At 59.4% G+C, this 16,564-nt stretch carries 12 protein-coding genes; 11 read left to right on the top strand and 1 reads right to left on the bottom strand.

The window, feature by feature from the left end:
* Positions 1 to 11 precede the first annotated feature (11 nt).
* The 3 genes from NLM31_RS05260 (at position 12) to NLM31_RS05250 (ending at position 5,909) form a co-directional block, all read left to right on the top strand.
* Complete coding sequence (locus tag NLM31_RS05260; RefSeq protein ID WP_254099478.1) at positions 12 to 716, top strand: GntR family transcriptional regulator; 705 nt, start codon at positions 12 to 14, stop codon at positions 714 to 716.
* Positions 717 to 1,000: 284 nt separating this feature from the next.
* Positions 1,001 to 2,791, top strand: a complete 1,791-nt coding sequence (locus tag NLM31_RS05255) for an IS1634 family transposase (protein WP_254191679.1) — start codon at positions 1,001 to 1,003, stop codon at positions 2,789 to 2,791.
* Between the two features lie 199 nt (positions 2,792 to 2,990).
* On the top strand, positions 2,991 to 5,909 hold the full coding sequence (locus NLM31_RS05250; protein ID WP_254191678.1) for an FAD-binding and (Fe-S)-binding domain-containing protein: 2,919 nt from the start codon (positions 2,991 to 2,993) through the stop codon (positions 5,907 to 5,909).
* Positions 5,910 to 5,920: 11 nt separating this feature from the next.
* On the opposite strand, the gene NLM31_RS05245 is transcribed toward NLM31_RS05250, so the two are convergent.
* A complete protein-coding gene (locus tag NLM31_RS05245) occupies positions 5,921 to 6,421 on the bottom strand; it encodes an Lrp/AsnC family transcriptional regulator (protein WP_254099484.1) in 501 nt (166 codons plus the stop codon).
* A gap of 349 nt (positions 6,422 to 6,770) precedes the next feature.
* On the opposite strand from NLM31_RS05245, the gene NLM31_RS05240 reads away from it, so the two are divergent.
* The 8 genes from NLM31_RS05240 to NLM31_RS05205 all read left to right on the top strand — a co-directional run bounded on the left by NLM31_RS05240 (position 6,771) and on the right by NLM31_RS05205 (position 16,539).
* The gene (locus NLM31_RS05240) at positions 6,771 to 8,207 is read left to right on the top strand and encodes a M20 family metallopeptidase (RefSeq protein WP_254128310.1); all 1,437 of its coding nucleotides are present in this window, start codon (positions 6,771 to 6,773) and stop codon (positions 8,205 to 8,207) included.
* 180 nt (positions 8,208 to 8,387) lie between these two features.
* The gene (locus tag NLM31_RS05235) at positions 8,388 to 9,395 is read left to right on the top strand and encodes an amino acid ABC transporter substrate-binding protein (RefSeq protein WP_254099488.1); all 1,008 of its coding nucleotides are present in this window, start codon (positions 8,388 to 8,390) and stop codon (positions 9,393 to 9,395) included.
* Between the two features lie 111 nt (positions 9,396 to 9,506).
* The gene (locus NLM31_RS05230) at positions 9,507 to 10,706 is read left to right on the top strand and encodes an amino acid ABC transporter permease (protein ID WP_254191677.1); all 1,200 of its coding nucleotides are present in this window, start codon (positions 9,507 to 9,509) and stop codon (positions 10,704 to 10,706) included.
* A gap of 2 nt (positions 10,707 to 10,708) precedes the next feature.
* Complete coding sequence (locus NLM31_RS05225; RefSeq protein ID WP_254191676.1) at positions 10,709 to 11,848, top strand: amino acid ABC transporter permease; 1,140 nt, start codon at positions 10,709 to 10,711, stop codon at positions 11,846 to 11,848.
* 161 nt (positions 11,849 to 12,009) lie between these two features.
* Complete coding sequence (locus tag NLM31_RS05220; protein ID WP_254135223.1) at positions 12,010 to 12,702, top strand: amino acid ABC transporter ATP-binding protein; 693 nt, start codon at positions 12,010 to 12,012, stop codon at positions 12,700 to 12,702.
* 296 nt (positions 12,703 to 12,998) lie between these two features.
* On the top strand, positions 12,999 to 14,048 hold the full coding sequence (locus NLM31_RS05215; protein ID WP_375167529.1) for an amino acid ABC transporter substrate-binding protein: 1,050 nt from the start codon (positions 12,999 to 13,001) through the stop codon (positions 14,046 to 14,048).
* Positions 14,049 to 14,079: 31 nt separating this feature from the next.
* Positions 14,080 to 15,237: a M20 aminoacylase family protein gene (locus tag NLM31_RS05210; protein WP_254191674.1), complete on the top strand. Its 1,158-nt coding sequence runs from the start codon at positions 14,080 to 14,082 to the stop codon at positions 15,235 to 15,237.
* An 81-nt stretch (positions 15,238 to 15,318) separates the two neighbouring features.
* Complete coding sequence (locus tag NLM31_RS05205) at positions 15,319 to 16,539, top strand: Zn-dependent hydrolase (RefSeq protein ID WP_254191673.1); 1,221 nt, start codon at positions 15,319 to 15,321, stop codon at positions 16,537 to 16,539.
* Positions 16,540 to 16,564: the final 25 nt, after the last annotated feature.

Below are 16,564 nucleotides of genomic sequence, written 5' to 3'. Positions count from 1 at the left end.
ACCGATAGGAGATGACCGACACAGCGCTTGAACCATCCGAAGATCAGACAACCCCAGCAGCTCACGGGGACGACAAAGGCCCCGCCTCGTTGCACGACGAACTGCTTGGCAAGCTTCGGGATTTCATCGTCGAAGGCAATCTCGCCGACGGAGCACGCGTTCCCGAACGAACCCTATGCGAGCAGTTCAACATTTCGCGGACTCCCCTCCGCGAGGCCCTGAAGGTGCTGGCCGCCGAAGGGCTGATCGAACTGCTCCCCAATCGCGGCGCGCGCATCCGCGCCTTGAGCTCCGACGACATCCGGGACCTCTTCGACCTCATGGGAGGTCTCGAGGCGCTGGCAGGTCGACTGGCCTGTGAGCGCATAACGGACGAGGAAATCGCCGAAATTGAGCAGATTCACCACGATATGTACCGAGATTATCTTCGGCGGGACATGCACGAATACTTCCAGAGCAATCAGGCCATCCACCAAAAGATCTTGGCGGCCGCTCGAAATCCCAGCCTAACGGCGACTTACGCCAACCTGTCTGGCCGGATCCGCCGGGTTCGCTATACGGCCAATCTGGCCAGAGATCGCGATCGCTGGGGGGAGGCCATGCGCGAACACGAGGCCATCCTGGACGCGCTCCGCCGCCGATCCGGAGGCGAATTAGCCAACATTCTGTTCGCGCACCTCAGAAACAAGCGAAAGGCCGCGCAAGGGCAGACTTAAGGCGCCCCCATGTCGAGCACTTGGCCCATCCGGCATTGTGTCGGCATATTCTGCGATGTCCAATTCAATATTGCATGCAAAATTGTTTCGTTCTAGTGTCCTGCCGACGCGCCAACTAACCCGAGTTCGCGGATTCGCGGACGCAAATCGCGATTTTGGGATTTTTTCGTGAGCTAAGTGTTTGATCTGCAAGGAGTGGGATGGTCGTTTTTGGCCGAAAACGGCTGTAGTGAAGACCTACCCGATTCCCAAGGTGGCGGCGGGGCGGATAGATTCGTCGCGCCATGTTTCTGCGACGCACCGAGCGAAAGAAGAACGGCAAGACGCACCACTACTGGAACGTGGTTGAGAACAAGCGTCTTGATGATGGCCGGGTGGTGCAGCGGCACGTGCTGTATCTCGGCGAGATCAATTCCTCGCAGGCGGCGAGCTGGCGCAAGGCGATCGAGGTCTTCGACGAGGACGCCGGCCGCGCGCGGACGTTGGCGCTGTTCCCGGAGGATCGATGCGAGGCGGTGGCAGGCGATGGATCCGTCGTACAGCTTCGCCTATCGCAGATGCAGCTTCGCCGGCCGCGTCAATGGGGCGCCTGCTGGCTGGCCGGGCAGTTGTGGCAGGAGCTTCGGCTCGATCGGTTCTGGGCCGATCGGCTGCCGCCAAGCCGCAAGAAGACGAGGTGGGATCAGATCCTGCAGGTGCTGGCGACCTACCGGCTGATCGCGCCGGGCAGCGAGTGGCGACTGCATCGTCAATGGTTCGGCAGCAGTGCGATGGCCGATCTGTTGGGCGCGGACTTCGGCCTGGCGGAAGAGCACAAGCTCTACGCTTGCCACGATCTGCTGCTTGCGCACAAGGACGCGCTGTTCTCGCATCTGGTCGGGCGCTGGCGCGATCTGTTCAATGCCGACTTCGACGTGCTGCTGTACGATCTGACCAGCACCTACTTCGAGGTCAACGCTTCGGACCTGCCGGAAGGAGCCAAGCGCCGCCACGGCTACAGCCGCGACAAGCGGCCGGACTGCCCGCAAGTGGTGATCGCGCTGGTGGTGACGCCCGACGGCTTGCCGCTGGCTTACGAGGTGCTGCCCGGCAACACCGCCGACAGCAAGACGCTGCGGACGTTCCTCGACAAGATCGAGTTGCAATACGGCAAGGCGCGGCGGGTCTGGGTGATGGATCGCGGCGTGCCGACCGAAGCCGTGCTGGCTGAGATGCGCAACAGCGATCCGCCGATACAGTACTTGGTGGGAACGCCGAAGGGCCGTTTGAACCGTTTGGAGAAGCACCTGCTGGACAGGCCGTGGCAGGACGCGCGCGAGGGCGTCAAGGTCAAGCTGCTGGCCGAGGACGATGAACTCTACGTCTTTGCCCAGAGTGTCGATCGCGTCACCAAGGAGCGCGCGATGCGGCGGCGGCAATTGAAGTGGCTGTGGAGGCGGCTCCGCCAGATCGCCGCCATGGAGCTGACGCGCGAAGAGCTGCTGATGAAGCTGGGTGGTGCGCGTTCACATGCGCCGGCAGCCTGGCGCCTGGTCGACATCGAGGTCGACAGACATCGACCGAACTTCATCTTCTCGCTCAATCGCGGGAAGCTGCGTCGAACGCGACGGCGCGAAGGCCGCTATCTGCTACGCACCAATCTCACCGACAACGATCCAGCCAGGCTCTGGCAATACTACGTCCAGCTTACGGCCGTCGAAGAGGCCTTCCGCAACCTCAAGGGCGACTTGGCGATCCGCCCGGTCTTCCATCAGGACGAGGCGCGGATCGAGGCCCACATCTTCATCGCGTTCCTGGCCTACTGCATGCAGATCACGCTGACGCGTCGCCTCCACGCGTTGGCCCCGGGACTGACCGCGCGCAGCGCGCTGGAGAAATTTGCCGCCGTCCAAATGATCGATGTTCACCTGCCGACCACCGACGGGCGCGAAATCCTGCTCACCCGCTACACCCATCCCGAGCCCGAACTTCAGCTTCTGCTCGATCGCCTGAAGCTCCGCCTGCCACCGCAACCGCCACCCAGGATCACCACCGCCGCCGCCGCCAGCCCAAACTCCGTAGTGAAGACCTTTTGACCTAACTCGTTGAGTTATAACGAGCGAGTGCTTACAAAACCCGCCAATCCGCGAAGACGGGCTAATTGCAAGCCGGCGCGGTACCGAACCCAACAGGGAAGGACACGGGTAGCGTGGATGGGACCGAGGTCAAGACGGGCCATTCCCGCCGATGATCACCCATTCCTTCGTCTCTGGGGCTCCATGATGAAGGCGCGACATGAACCAGACCGCTTATGCAGGCCCCTACCGGTACGATGTCGCCTTCGAGAGGCAGCTCTCTCGCGCATTGGAGGGTGAGGTCCGCTTCGATGCATTCACCCGCGGACGGTATGCGACGGACGCCTCGATCTATCAGATCATGCCCCAAGGCGTCGCCTTCCCAAAAACCGAGGCAGACATCGCGGCGGCACTGACAATTGCAGCCGAACACGGAATCCCCGTGATCGCGCGTGGCGGCGGCACTTCTCAGAATGGCCAACCGATCGGCAATGGCCTCGTGCTCGACCTGAGCCGCTATTTCAATGCGATCCGCGAGTACGATCCCGCGGCCCGTTCGATCTCAGTCGCTCCCGGAATCGTTCTCGAGGCACTCAACACATTCGTCAAGAAAGACGGCCTGTTCTTCCCCGTCGAGCCGTCGACGGCGAGCCGCTGCACGATCGGCGGAATGACAGGCAACAATTCTTCCGGAGCACGCTCGCTCAGATATGGCAAGACCGTCGACAATGTCATCGCACTCAAGGCCATGTTCAATGACGGCGAATCCTTCACGTTAAGTGATCGACCGATCGGCGATAACTCATCCTCGCGCACCCGCGATTTGATGAACAGGATGCTTGCGCTAGCCAAGCTCCATCGATCCGAGATCGAGACCATCTTTCCGAAGGTCCAGCGTCGCGTCGGCGGCTATAACCTCGATGAATTGCTGGCGGTGCGACCCAACCTCTCCCACCTCCTTGTCGGCTCGGAAGGCACTCTTGCAATCACGACGGAAGCGACACTGCTCCTCTCGCCGCTGCCCCGGCATCGCGTCATGGGCGTCTGCCACTTCCCGAGCTTTCGCGCTGCCATGGAGACGACCGAGCATCTCGTCGCACTAAATCCCGTTGCGGTCGAGCTCGTCGACAACAACGTTCTGGTTCTCGGCGCCGACATCCCGCTGTTCATCCGCACTCTCAACGATATCACGAGAGGAAAACCGAACTGCCTCCTCCTGGTCGAGTTCGCTGGAGATGATCTCTCAGAATTGAGAAAAGATCTGAAACGACTGGATCAATGCATGGCCGACCACGGTTTTGCGGATGCGGTGGTCGAGGTCGTCGAACCAGAGCGACAGAAGCGGGTTTGGGAAGTTCGAGAAGCCTGTCTGAACATCATGATGTCGATGAAAGGGGATGGGAAACCCGTGTCCTTCATCGAAGATTGCGCCGTTCCCCTGGAGCACCTGGCGGACTACACGGATGCGGTGACGGCGCTATTCGAGAAGCACGGCACGCGCGGAACCTGGTACGCTCACGCGTCCGTCGGCTGCCTCCATGTGCGTCCCATCTTGAACATGAAGACCGAAGAGGGCGTCAAGGCGATGCGAGCCATCGCCGAAGAAGCTTGCGACCTTGTGAGACAATTCAAAGGGTCGTTCTCAGGCGAACACGGAGATGGCATCTCCCGCTCAGATTTCATCGAGCCGATGTTTGGCGGATCGCTCACACGCGCCTTCGAGGAGGTCAAGGACGCTTTCGACCCCGGAAACCGGCTCAATCCGGGCAAGATCATCCGACCTTATCACATGGACGATCGCAGCTTGATGCGCTTTCCGCCGGAGTATCGCGCCTCTGCTCCCACGAAGACGGCTCTCGACTGGTCCGAATGGGGCGGCTTCGGCGGCGCCGTCGAGATGTGCAACAACAACGGCACATGCCGGAAGATGGCAGGGGGCACGATGTGTCCGTCTTGGCGCGTCACACGGCAAGAGCAACACCTGACCCGAGGCCGGGCAAATACGTTGCGGCTCGCGATCTCCGGGCAACTTGGCCCGGAAGCCCTAACCTCTCCAGAGATGAAGGAAACACTGGACCTTTGCGTCTCCTGCAAGGGTTGCAAGCGTGACTGCCCCACGGGCGTCGACATGGCGCGGATGAAAATCGAATTCCTGCACCACTACCATGGTCGGCACGGCCTGCCGCTTAAGGAGCGACTGATCGCATACTTGCCGCGCTATGCTCCACTTGCTGCGAGGCTCGCCCCGTTCATGAATTTGCGCGACCGCATACCTGGCCTGGCGTGGCTAACTGAACGCTGGCTGGGGTTTTCGGCGCGACGTACGTTGCCTGTGTGGCGCGCCCCCTGGCGCGACAAGCGTCGTCAAGCTTCACCATCGGACGTCGTGGGCGACGGACGCGACGTGGTACTTTTCGGCGACACCTTCAACCGGTACTTCGAACGCGAAAACTTGGAAGCGGCTGAAACAGTGCTACAGGCCGGCGGATACCGGATGCATCACGTCACCGCAAAGGACGGCGGCCGGCCATTGTGCTGCGGACGAACCTTCCTTTCGGCAGGCCTTGTAGAAGAGGCCCGCCTGGAAGCGAGGCGGACTGCGGAAGCCCTTGCGCCATTCGTATCCAGGGGAGCGAAGATCGTCGGGCTCGAACCCTCATGTCTGATGACGTTCCGGGACGAATTCGCCGCCCTTCTGCCGAAGGACGAAGTTGCGCCCTTGGCCAAGGCGGCTAGGCTGATCGAAGAATTGCTGGCCGATGACCTGGCGACAGGTGCTACCACCTTGTCTTTCCGGGACCAACAGAGGCGGACCGTGCATTTGCATGGTCATTGTCATCAAAAGGCGTTCGACGCGATGGGCGCGGTGGAAAAAACGTTACGGGCTGTCCCGGGACTCGACGTCAAGCCCATCGAGTCCAGTTGTTGCGGCATGTCCGGAGCATTCGGTTACGCAGCAGCCACGATCGATATCTCGATGGCGATGGGCGAGTTGTCCCTTTTCCCCGCCGTCCGCCAGGCAGCCCCCGAGGATCTCGTCGTCGCGGACGGCACAAGTTGTCGCCATCAGATCTGGGACGGAGCCGCCCGGGAAGCCGTTCACGTCGCGCGCGTCCTCGCGATGGCGCTAGACGATTGATCAGCAGACCCCTACTTGGTCGTCTTCTCGGTGGGTAACTTTAGGCCCATCGACGCTTTCACGCGATCCATGACCACCATCGTCCTGAAATGCTTGACGTTGTGATTCTCGAAAAACAACCGCTTCGTAAGCTCTTCGTAGTCTCTCATCGAAGCAATGGTGATCACCAACAAGAAGTCGTTGTCGCCAGTAATGTAGTAGCACTGCTGGACTTCGGGAGTTGCTTTGAATGCCTTCTTGGCAGCCTCGAGCAGATCAAGACGCTCGTTTTCTATGTGGACTTCCACGAGAAGCGTGATCGGTAGTCCCACAGTTTCTGGATCAAGGATGGCGACGTTGCTTTGGATGACGCCGCCCTTCTGAAGCCTGCTGATCCGGCGTTGAACAGCCGCAGCGGAGAGATTGACCATGTCTCCAATAGTGCGTTGCGGAGTTGTGTTGTCGCGCTGAAGAATTTCGAGGATTGCTAGATCATGTTGATCGAGGTCCTGCACCCCGAGCCTCTCCGGCATTAACCCCTCCATCGGCAAGTAAGCCTCTCAAGCTAAAAGCCTTTTTGAGTTCGCGCGCAATATCTTTTCGACGAGAATCCCCTGCGTCTCGGGCTCCCCTCGCCCCTCCTCCTTTCGTCGACAACCCCGACCCGAGCTTTCGGCGCTCCCCCGAAATATCGCTCCGAGCGATTTCGAGTGAACCACCACAATTCGTTCGGCCAATGCCGAGAAAACGAGGGAAGATTGCATTCGGAAGCTTGAATCCGAGCGCACAACTCGGCCACGCCGCAATACTGATCATATCCGAATACGCACATTCTTAAAGCATAAGAACCGCGGCACAGGGAGCGGCAGCGTGGGAGTTCTGATGTCTAGCGTTGCCCACCCGACTACGAGGGAAGATGCGATCGCCGCCGCGCGAAGCTACGTCGTTGACGGCGGCTTCACGGCCGAGATGGCCCCTCGCATTGCAATCCGCAGCGAAAGCCCGCGCCAGGATAGCCGCGACGACAACCTTCATTACTTGAACAAGGAAATGCGTCCGCTCCTGGAACGGATGGGTTTTTCATGCCAAGTCATCGAGAACCCGGTCGAGCGGCGTCTACCGGCTATGTATGCCGAGCGAATCGAAGATCCGGGTCGTCCTACCATTCTGATCTACGGCCATGGCGACGTCCTGTGGGGCATGGCTGGCGATTGGAAGGACGGTCGCGACCCCTGGATACTGGATGAAGCCGAAGGTCGCATCTATGGCCGGGGCACTGCGGACAACAAGGGGCAGCACTCAATCAACCTAGCTGCCTTGCGCATCGTCTTGGAAAAACGCGGCCATCTGGGATTCAACACCAAGGTGCTCATCGAGATGGGCGAGGAGACCGGCTCGCTCGGGCTGGCCGAACTCGCAAAAGAGCATCGCGATCTGCTTAGGTCGGACTGTCTCATCGCTTCCGATGGCCCCCGTTTGGCAGCAGGTGCTCCAACTTTGTTTCTCGGCGGTCGCGGCAGCGTCGGCTTCCGTCTCACCTGCGAGATCCGCGAAGGAGCATACCACTCCGGGAACTGGGGTGGCCTGCTCGTCAATCCCGGCATCAGGCTTGCCCATGCGATTGCCACTATTACCGATCCAACCGGCCGCATCGCGATTCCGGAATGGACTCCGGATCGCATGCCGCCCGAGGTCCGCGCAGCCCTGAAAAAGATTGCCCTCGAAACAGGCCCCGAGGACCCGGAGATCGACGACAACTGGGGTGAGCCGGGATTGGCGGGCGCGGAACAGGTCTACGGCTGGTGCAATTTCGAGGTCCTGGCCTTCATTTGTGGCCGGCCTGACGCGCCGGTCAATGCCGTGCCGGGTACCGCTAACGCGATCTGCCAGCTGCGCTATGTCGTTGGCGTCGATCCGGCGAAAGTTCTTCCCGCCCTGCGCGCCCATTTGGACGCGCGAGGTTTCTCCGACGTGACGATCGAGGAAATCAAGGAAGACTTTTACCTTGCGACCCGGACCAACCTCGACAACGGTTGGGTTCAGTTCGCTCTCTCGTCGATGGAGACGACGCTCGGTCGCGAAGCATCTTTGTTGCCAAACTTTGGCGGGTCGCTGCCGAACGAAGTCTTTGCCGAGATCATCGGCATGGCGACCCTCTGGATTCCGCACTCCTATCCGTCCTGCTCCCAGCATGCACCGAACGAGCACATGCTCGTCTCCGTGGTGGAAGAAGGAATGCAGATCATGACGGGCTTGTTCTGGGATCTCGGAGAGGCAGCGATCCGGGATAGGCAACCAGTCGCATCGACGACTGCCTGACTCCGACCACTCCTCGCTCGACGAACGGTGATGCCGTAAGGCACGCCCAAGAAAAACAAACACATCGCATTTAACAGGGAAGGAACGACTATGGTGACTTTAGGATCCGCTCGCACGCGCGCAGGTAGGCCGCATTCAACACTGGCGATCGCGTTTGGTGCTGCGGCGCTGGTAGCGGCGATGACCATCGTCCCGCGAAGCGCCCAAGCCCAGACCGGTCAGAGTGCTCCTCCTTCAGACAAGGTCGACACGCTCGGAGCCATCAAGGCACGGGGGTACTTCATCTGCGGAGTGGCAGGCGATCGGCCGGGATTCAGCTTCCCGGACAGCAAAGGCGTGATGCAAGGCCTGGATGCGGACATATGCCGCTCGGTCGCAGCCGCGATCTTCGGCGACCCGGAGAAGATTCGCTTCACCTCCCTCACCAGCTTGACGCGCTTCCCTGCACTCCAATCCGGCGAAGTCGACATGCTGGCCCGCTTCACCACGTGGACTCTCACTCGCGAAGCCAGCCTCGGTCTAGACGTCGCCTCGGTCTATTTCTATGACGGCCAGGGGTTCATGGTGAAGAAAAGCCTGGGCGTAAAGAGCGCGCTGGAGCTCGATGGCGCCACCGTCTGCGTGACGCAGGGCTCGACAAGCGAGGCCAACATGGTCGACTTCTTCCGCGCCCACAATCTCTCACTGAAGCCAATCGTCATCGAAAAGATCGAACAGGTCCGCGATGCGTTGGCAAACAACCGATGTGACGCCTATACGAACGATTCCACGCTCCTCGGCTCCTTGAAATTTGCGATGGGTCCAGCCGGCGACGAATACATTCTTCTTCCCGACATCATATCAAAGGAACCGCTCGGAACCTTCGTCCGCAAGGGCGACCAACGGTTCTTTGACATCGTTCGCTGGACTTACATTGCCATGCTGACCGCCGAGGAAAGCGGCATCACCAAAACCAATATCGACACCTTCCGGAAGACACGAGACCCACAGAATCAGCGTTTCGTGGGCGAGACCGGCGATCTAGGTGCAGCTCTTGGGCTGGATGCGCAATGGGCCGTCAATGTGGTCAAGGCCGTCGGCAATACCGCTGAGCTCTGGGACCGCACCATCGCAAGCCTGGGCATTCAGCGCGGCGTAAACCGCCTCGCGAAGGATGGTGGCCTTCAATACGCTCCCCCGATGCGGTGATACCGCTCGCGAGCGGCGGCGTGAGGAAGGCCTTCCGGCAATCCTCTCGTCTTCTCCTAGGGAGACGTACTCTCAATTTGACTCACTTCTTGCAGTTCGTAGCAGAGCGACATGACGGCACTCAACAACGACATACAAACGCACACTCGTCGAGCAACAATGCTGGGCTCGCTTGTTTCGAACGTCGCCGTTCGTAGATTCGTTTGGCAAGCGCTCGCAGCGCTTGCCCTGTTTGGAAGCGTCTTCTGGCTCGCCGGCAATCTCCACCACAATCTTGCAGCGCGCAACATCGCATCGGGTTTCGGCTTCCTTACTCGCGAAGCGGGTTTGCCTATTGCCGAACACTTGATCGCTTACACGCCGGCAGACAGCTATTTCCGCGCGCTTCTCGTAGGGACTCTGAATACGCTATCGGTTGCGTTCTGGAGCATCATTCTTGCGACCATTCTCGGCACCGCAATCGGCGTCGCGCGCACTTCGAAGAACTGGCTGCTCACCAAGCTTTCTTCCATTTACGTCGATCTGTTCCGCGACGTCCCGCTCCTGCTCCAGCTCTTTCTTTGGTACACCATCCTTCAGAACCTTCCGCCCGTGCGGCAAGCTCTAAATCCCGTCGCCGGCGTTTTTCTATCGAATCGTGGATTGAGCTTCCCCGTTCTCGATTGGCAAACCGCGCATGGTTGGACGCTGCTCGCCTTTGTGCTCGGCCTACTGGCGACGACGCTGTACGCGAAGCGAGCGTCGCGCAAGCAACTGGAGGAAGGACGCGCAAAATCGTTCTGGCCGGTAGCCATCACCCTTTTGGTCATCATCCCGCTCGTCGTCGGGTTCTCGCTCGGCGCATCGACTAACCTTGATATGCCTCAGCCAAAGGGTTTCAACATTCGCGGCGGCGTCACCGTTTCTCCGGAATTCTTCGCGCTTCTCGTAGGTCTAGTCATCTACAATGCTGCGTTCATCGCCGAAATCGTCCGATCGGGGCTCGAATCGGTGGGCCGAGGGCAGCACGAAGCGGCTCGCGCCCTCGGGCTCCATCCGAAAAACATTCTGACTTGGATCGTATTTCCGCAGGCCCTGCGCGTCATTGTTCCTCCTTTGACGAGCCAGTATCTGAATGTGACCAAAGGCTCCTCGCTCGCCGTCGCGATCGGCTACCAGGACATTGTGTCCGTCGCGACCACCTCGATGAATCAAACGGGTCAGTCCATCGAGCTCGTGGGCGTCATCATGGGCGTCTATTTAACGATCAGTCTTTCTATCAGTCTTCTGATGAACATCTACAACGCCCGCGTGGCGTTGGTGGAGCGCTGACCATGGTCGCTTTGGTTGAACACATCGTCAATCCGACGCTCATTGAAGCGCGCGAACGCCCGGAATTGATCGGTGGCGGCTTCTTCGCTTGGGCGCGGCAGAACCTCTTCTACTCGTGGCTTTCCTCGCTCACGACACTTGTCTTGCTGGTGGCCATGGCGAAGTTCGGAATCTCGCTGCTCCAGTGGGCTTTTTTTGACGCCGTGTGGAGTGTTCCAGCCGGTCCACAGGGCCCCATTACCGATAGCTGTAGAGCGCTGGGAAGCGGAGCTTGCTGGGCAGTCATCAGGGAGAAGTACCGCTTCATCCTGTTCGGTACATACCCCTTCGAGCAGCATTGGCGGCCGGCGATCGTCATCGCCCTTTTCGTTGGATTGTTCGTCGTGTCTGCGATGAAGCGGTTCTGGCGCATCGAATTGGCAGCACTGTGGGTGCTTACGCTCCTCCTGATCGGACTGCTCATGTGGGGCGGCGTATTCGGACTCACATTCGTTTCCCAGGCAAGCTGGGGCGGCCTGCCACTTACGCTTATCATTGCGACTATCGGGGTCGCGCTCGCGTTTCCGTTGTCAGTCTTCGTAGCCCTTGGCCGACGCTCGGACCTTCCATTCATCAAATGGCTCTGCGTGGCCTATGTCGAAGTTATTCGCGGCGTCCCTCTGATCACCCTCCTTTTCATGGCGAGTGTCATGTTTCCGCTGCTAATGCCCGAAGGTGTCAATCTTGACAAACTTCTTCGGGCCCAGATCGCTATCATCCTGTTCTTCGCTGCGTATCTCGCGGAGGTCGTGCGTGGCGGCCTGCAAGCGCTTCCAAAGGGGCAGTATGAGGCCGCCTACGTCTTGGGGCTTTCCTATTGGCAGACTTCGAGACGGATTGTACTTCCTCAGGCCCTGCGAACGGTCATTCCACCGCTTGTCAACAACTTCATCGGCTTCCTCAAGGACACCTCTCTGGTCCTGATCATCGGTCTATACGACCTCCTGCATTCGGCACAGGTCGCCGTCGCCGAGCCAGCCTGGCAGGGATTCGGAGTGGAGACCTACATCGTCGCCGGCCTGATCTACTTCGTCTTCTGCTTCGCGATGTCGAGATACAGCCAATGGCTGGAATTCGGCCTCAACATGCATAGACACCGCTAACCATTGACCAGTCGGGCGACAACTTGAGCCGCTCCTTCCGCGAGAGACAGCAGATGAATCAAGAGGAACTTAAAGTGGTCGAGCCAGCGATCGCCGAGACTAATTCGCCAACAAAGGCGATCGCGGTTTCAATACAAAAGGTCAACAAATGGTACGGCAACATGCACGTACTTCGCGACGTCGACCTGGACGTTGCAGCCGGAGAACGGGTCGTGGTCTGCGGGCCTTCAGGCTCGGGCAAGTCCACGCTTATTCGCTGCATCAACAATCTTGAGGAACATCAGCAGGGCAAGATCTTCGTGGACGGTATACAGGTCGACCACAACATCGCCCATCTGGATGCCATTCGCCGGGAAGTCGGAATGGTATTCCAAAGTTTCAATTTGTTCCCGCATCTGACGGTGCTCGAAAACTGTGCGCTCGCACCAATGCTCGTGCGCGGCGTCGCTCGCGCAGACGCCGAAGCTCAGGCGAGGGCGTACCTGGAGCGTGTCCGTATTCCGGATCAGGCCAACAAGTTCCCCGGCCAACTCTCGGGCGGACAGCAACAGCGCGTTGCTATCGCCCGCGCCCTTTGCATGAAGCCGAAGATCATGCTGTTCGACGAACCAACGTCGGCCCTCGATCCGGAGATGGTCAAAGAGGTGCTCGATACGATGGTTTCGCTCGCGAAGGATGGCATGACGATGATTTGCGTCACGCATGAGATGGGATTTGCCCGCGAAGTCGCCGATCGCGTCGTGTTCATGGACCACGGCCAGATCGTCGAATCTGGAAGTCCGCAGGCGGTGTTTGGCCAACCAAAGACCGATCGGCTCAAGCTGTTCTTAGGTCAAGTTCTTAGACAGCACTGATCTTCCGATGTGCCAACTCGGGAAATACCGAGCCGATGGATTGATTGACACAACAGGAGGCCGCGGCTCGCCGAGGCGAGTCCCGGAAGCGACTCTATGGATGGATGGCAATGTCACTTGCGATTGACGCGACTCGTCCGAACGAAAGACGTCTCGCCGCCTAGCCAGCGCAGATCCCGTCTTGAGACGAAGAGGCCGCGAAAAGATCAACGCGAACAACCACACTGCCTTTGGAGGAGGACTACAACATGAGACATTTGGATTTGCGCTGTTCGACGCCCGCGAAGCGCCATGACGTGTTGCGCCGAGCCTTGCGTACGACGATCTGCGCAGCAGCGTTAGCGATCGCGCCGTTGGTCACTCAAGCTCAGGCACAGAACTCACCCGCAGCAGCCGGTACGGTAGACACGCTCGGTGCCATCAAAGCGCGCGGATATCTGATCTGTGGCATCTCGGGGGACAAACCCGGCTTTAGTTTCCCCGACAGCAAGGGCGTCATGCAGGGGCTCGATGTTGACCTCTGCCGTTCCGTCGCAGCCGCAATCTTCGGCGATCCCGCGAAGGCGCGCCTCACTTCTTTGACTAGTCTTACGCGCTTTCCCGCACTGCAGTCTGGCGAAGTCGACCTCGTTGCGCGATATACGACCTGGACTCTCACCCGTGAGGCCAGTCTTGGTCTGGAGGTCGCTGCAGTTTACTTCTATGATGGCCAAGGTTTTCTCGTAAAGAAAAGCATTGGTGCAAAAAGTGCGCTGGATCTCAACGGCGCATCCGTCTGTGTGGAGCCTGGCTCGACCGGCGAGGTGAATCTCGTCGACTATTTTCGAGCCAATAAGCTTGAACTAAAACCTGTTGTCATTGAGAAGCTAGAACAGATCCGCGACGCGCTGATGAGCGACCGATGCGACGCCTACACGAATGACAGTGCGCAACTGGGTTCGTTCAAGGCGACGCTGGGTCCCGCGGGCGACAACTATGTCGTGCTCCCCGAAATCATCTCGAAAGAGCCTCTCGGAATCTTCGTCCGCAAAGGTGACCAACGCTTTTTCGACATCGTCCGCTGGACGCATGTCGCGCTGCTCACCGCCGAGGAGTTCGGCATCAGCCAATCAAATATAGAAACGTTCCGTAAGAGCGCTAATCCCCAAATTCAGCGTTTCATGGGCGAGACGAACAATCTCGGTGCAGCTTTGGGCTTGGACACCCAATGGGCTGTGAACGCAGTTAAGGCGGTCGGCAACTTCGCCGAGATCTGGGATCGCAATATTGTACCGCTGGGTATTCCCCGTGGCATCAACCGCCTCGTGAAAGATGGCGGCGCGCAGTACGCCCCGCCGATGCGTTGATCGCAACGAGATACGCCAAGGAGACACGCTAATGACCGACTTTGCGACGCTGGACCGTGAAATGACGGAGTGGAGACGCGATCTCCATCGGCATCCAGAATTCGGGTTCGAGGAGCGCCGCACTGCAGCCTTCGTGGCGGCAAAGCTCCGCGAATTTGGTTTGGACGACGTTACTGAGGGGGTCGGCGGCACGGGCGTGGTTGGCACGCTGAGGCGCGGAACGAGCAATCGCTGCATCGCGCTGCGCGCCGACATGGACGCACTACGCATCTCTGAGCAAGGAGAGATTGGCCATCGGTCGCTCAATCCCGGTGTTATGCATGCGTGCGGGCATGATGGTCATACCGCGATGCTTCTTGGGGCCGCCAAGCTACTGTCCGAAGAAGGTGGGTTCGATGGCACCGTGCGTTTTGTCTTCCAACCCGCCGAGGAATGGGGCCGAGGGGCGCTCGCGATGCTCGACAACGGTTTGATGGAACGGTTTCCGTTTGAGGAAATTTATGGCCTCCATAACATGCCAGGTCTTGCGGTCGGGCACGTGCAAACCCGTGTTGGGCCCATCATGTCGGCAGAGGACAACTTCGAAATTGTACTGAAGGGCATCGGCGGCCACGCCGCCCGTCCTCATCATGGCAAGGAGACCCTTGTGGCCGCCTGCGCGACCGTCATGAATATTCAGTCGATCGTGTCTCGGCGGCTGAGCCCGACCGACATCGGTGTTGTCTCGGTGACCGAGCTCATTACCGACGGTACCCGGAACGTGCTATCAGGATTGGCACGAATCCTGGGCGATGCACGCAGCTTCCGCCCCGAAGTCAGCGCGGAGATCGAGGCCCAGATGCGTGCGATTGCTGAAGGAACCGCCCGCACCTACAATCTTTCCGTCGAGGTTACATACACGCGCGAGTTTGTGCCGCTCCTGAACGACCCTGCCCTAGTCGAGGAAGCGTTTGCCGCCGCACATACCGTCGCTCCGCCAGAGAATGTCGCGACGGCACTTGAACCTATGACTGGATCGGAAGACTTCGCACGGTTTCTGGCGCACGTGCCGGGCTGCTTTCTGTTCGTAGGCAATGGCACGAGCTCTGCTCCCTTGCACAACCCAAGCTACGACTTCAACGACGAGGGGCTTCTTACCGGCACCAAGCTCCATGTCGCAATCACGCGGCGTCGACTACCAGTGGCATGACGAACGATCCGATCTGACGATCAAAACGGGTCGCAGCAGCTGATAAACCAGCCTCAAGGCGGCCTCCATGGAAGGGTGGCAATGACTATTGCGATTGACGCAGCTCGCTTGATCGAGCGTATCAAAGAACTGGGCGCGATCGGCCGAGACGAAGCCGGTCGCCTCTGCCGTGTTGCCGGCACTGATGCCGATCGCGAGGGGCGAGACCTTCTTTGTGAATGGCTGAAGCAAGCGGGCTTGCGCATCGAAGTCGATCGCATCGGTAACATCCATGGCATCTGGGAGCCGGAAGATGCTTCAGGTGAACCGGTCGTCATCGGATCCCATATCGATACAGTCATCGATGCCGGCATCTACGATGGCTGCTTTGGTGTGCTGGCGGGTTTGGCAGTGATCGAAGCAATGCAGCAAGCGAGCCTTCGACCGGCCCGGCCTCTCGCCGTAGTCGCCTACACCAATGAAGAGGGCGTACGCTTCGCTCCTGACATGATGGGCAGCCTCGTCGCGGCCGGAGGACTCGCTACCGACGATGCTCTGGCTGCCATCGGGACCGACGGAACCACCCTAGGTGCGGAGCTTGCTCGTATCGGCTACGCCGGATCCCGAGAACCGGGATTCCTGCGCCCCCATGCTTACGTCGAACTTCACATAGAACAAGGCCCTGTCTTGGAAGCCGAAGGCCTGCCTATCGGTGCTGTCGAAAACCTCCAGGGCATTTCGTGGCAAAAGGTGTCAATAGCCGGCACGGCGAACCACGCAGGAACCACGCCCATGGTTATGCGTCGCGATGCCGGTGTTGCAGCGGGACGAGTTATCGCTTTCCTTGATGACCTAGCGCGAAGAACGCAGAATGCTGTGGCGACGGTCGGCACCATCCGGTTCGAACCGAATGCGATCAACGTGATTCCGTCAGCCGCTGTCTTCACTGTCGACTTGAGGAATCCGAACGAGGATCGGCTGAGATCTCAGGAGGCGGCGCTTCGGAGGTTCCTGGACGGACTTGTCACCGAAGGCTACGAGGTAAAGACCGAGCGCTTGGCTCGCTTTGAGCCGGTGATATTCGCGCCTGAAATTGTGAGCGCCGTTGAGGAGTCCGCTGGCCAGCGGCAGTTACTCTGCCGGCGAATGACGTCAGGCGCAGGTCACGACGCGCAAATGATCGCGCGCGTTGCGCCGGCGGCAATGATATTCGTGCCATCGAAGGGCGGGATTAGTCATAACCCCGCAGAGTTCACGGCCGATCATGAGCTGATCGCGGGCGCCAACGTCCTTCTCGACGTCGCGAGGAAGCTGAGCCAATGAGTAAGACGGCTCAACGCTTGACCCG

The organism is Bradyrhizobium sp. CCGUVB4N (assembly GCF_024199945.1).
Taxonomy (GTDB): domain Bacteria; phylum Pseudomonadota; class Alphaproteobacteria; order Rhizobiales; family Xanthobacteraceae; genus Bradyrhizobium.
Note: the sequence above shows the minus strand (reverse complement) of the source record. Positions and strands in the feature narration are given on the sequence as shown.